General features: G+C 56.5%; 1 protein-coding gene and 1 pseudogene. Both read right to left on the bottom strand.

Going from position 1 to position 2,372, the window contains the following annotated elements:
• Positions 1-335 precede the first annotated feature (335 nt).
• A complete protein-coding gene (locus P792_RS24025) occupies positions 336-1,160 on the bottom strand; it encodes an IS5 family transposase (RefSeq protein ID WP_081866702.1) in 825 nt (274 codons plus the stop codon).
• 450 nt (positions 1,161-1,610) lie between these two features.
• Positions 1,611-2,372 (bottom strand): annotated as a pseudogene (locus tag P792_RS38260) (glycine dehydrogenase (aminomethyl-transferring)); the annotation flags it as partial.

The following is a 2,372-nucleotide window of genomic DNA, read 5'->3' as shown; positions in this document are numbered from 1 at the left end:
TATCTTTTTCAGCGTCACGGGCTGAACGAAAGCTAGTCCATTCGGGACGGTCATCAAGTGAGCTGATGCGAAACAGCTCCTAGATGATCGACAATCCCGCTCTACATGAGCACAAAGTTCGACTTTCACCAGCCGCTACTTGCTCAGTTTTTCAGGTCCGACCTTGGACAACGTCTCTTGAGAGACATCTTGCTCAAGCTATAGTCGCCTGACCAATCAATCTTCTTCTAAAATAAATATAGGTGGCAGTATTCTAACTATTCGATCGAAGTGAGCTATACTATTCGACCAGGATAGCTGTTTTAATAAAAGAGTCTTAGAGCCTGTTTGGAAACTCACGGATGGGCATTTCTGCGGGTGAGATTGGCGCCCATGGCGACGAGGATCATGGCTTGTGAGACGTCAATACGACGCTCATAGTCACGCACGAGACGTCGCCAGCGGGTCATCCAGCCAAAGGTCCGCTCCACGACCCATCGACGGGGCAGAATCTCGAAGCCCTTCGCTCCGTCCCTGCGTCGGATGACTTCGACGACGAAGTTCAGATAGGCCGCCTTGTCCATCAACTGGAGCCGGTCGTAAGCCCCGTTGGCGAACAGGTGCTTCACCCAGGGCCAGCGCTTGCGGATCGCATCCAGGATCATCTGCGCGCCCGCGCTGTCGGAGATGTCGGCCGGGGTCAGATTGACCATCAGCAGACGTCCGTCTGTATCCACGGCAATATGCCGCTTGCGCCCGACGACCTTCTTGCCTGTGTCATAACCTCTTGTTTGCGCATGCGGTGCCTTGATGCTCTGGCTGTCGATCACCCCGGCGGTCGGGCTCGTCTCACGACCTGACCGCTCCCGATCGAGCATCAGTTCGACGTCATGAATAGTCTGAAACAAAAACCGCCGGGCCAGCTCCCGAAACCAGCCATAGACCGTGCGCCAGTGGCCGAAATGGATCGGTAACATCCGCCAGCCGCAGCCCGAGCGGACCAGGTAGCGCACCGCGTTAATCACCTCACGAAATTCGATCTCGCGTGGACGTCCCATGCGCCCCGGTTCGGGCATCAGCGGCGCGATCCGCGCCCATTCCTCGTCCGTCATGTCCGACGGATAACGCTTCGTCTTGCGGGCAATCCCGGACATTCGGGCCCTCTGCTCTGGTGTCCACATCCAGAGCTTGAATCACATCCGCTCCAACTTTCCAAACACGCTCTAAGCGTTGCATCATATGATAATACAGCATGGTCTCAAGGCCGTACCCACATAATCTAATGAATGAATCTCTAATTAGGTCCTTAGATCATCTGGCTGATAACTACCGTTGGGGCGCGCGACCTATGACGATACGGAGCTTTTCGGACATGTTCATCCCCGTTGTCTGACAGGATCAACAACCACTTCTCGTGAAAGAAGCAAGAGACGCAACCTGTATAGCACCCGAAAATGGTCGCCGTAGCCAGCTTTCTCAATGCTGCACCAGCATTAAAAACGAGAACGTATTCGATTCGTCTGGAAGTGTCGTATCCGCATTATTCGCGACGAAGGGGAAGTCTTTTTCCTTCTTTTTCTTCCAGAAAAAGAAGACCCCCGCTCCTCAAAGGGAACGAGGGTCATCCAGAATTACTCCGCAGCTTCGGCGTAGCTGGAAATATCCGGGCAGGAGCAGACCAGGTTACGGTCGCCCCAAGCGTTGTCGATACGATTGACCGGCGCGAAATACTTCACGCGGTCCAGCCCGTTAGGGAAGCAGCCCTGCATGCGGTCGTATTCGCGGTCCCACTCACCCACCAGATCGGCGGTGCTATGGGGCGCGTGACGCAGAGGGCTGGATTCAATGGCAATGCTGCCAGCCTCGATCGCACGGATCTCCTCACGGATAGCAATCATGGCATCGCAGAAGCGATCGAGTTCAGCCTTCCCCTCGGACTCGGTCGGCTCGATCATGAAGGTGCCTGCCACAGGAAAGCTGACCGTTGGGGCATGGAAGCCATGGTCGATCAGGCGCTTGGCGATGTCATCCACCGTAACACCCACAGCGTCTTTGAGCGGACGCAGGTCGACGATGCATTCATGCGCCGTGCGGCCATTGGCGCCACGATAAAGCACAGGGTAGTGCGGCTCGAGGCGTGCTGCGATGTAATTGGCATTCAGGATGGCCATTTCAGTGGCCTCCCGCAGGCCGTCATCGCCCATCATGAGCACATACGCGACCGAAATCGGCAGGATCGAAGCTGAACCGAAAGGGGCTGCCGATACGGCGCGAGCATCGCCGCGCTCAGGACGGCCAGGCAGATGCGGGGCGAGATGCGCCTTGACACCGATTGGCCCCATGCCCGGGCCACCGCCGCCATGCGGGATGCAGAAAGTCTTGTGCAGGTTGAA

It is taken from the genome of Asaia sp. SF2.1, assembly GCF_000505765.1.
GTDB lineage: Bacteria > Pseudomonadota > Alphaproteobacteria > Acetobacterales > Acetobacteraceae > Asaia > Asaia bogorensis.
Note: the sequence above shows the minus strand (reverse complement) of the source record. Positions and strands in the feature narration are given on the sequence as shown.

Excerpts from the sequence above, each read along its gene's own strand:
- P792_RS24025 (WP_081866702.1), bottom strand. The coding sequence starts at position 1,160 with ATGTGGACACCAGAGCAGAGGGCCCGAATGTCCGGGATTGCCCGCAAG.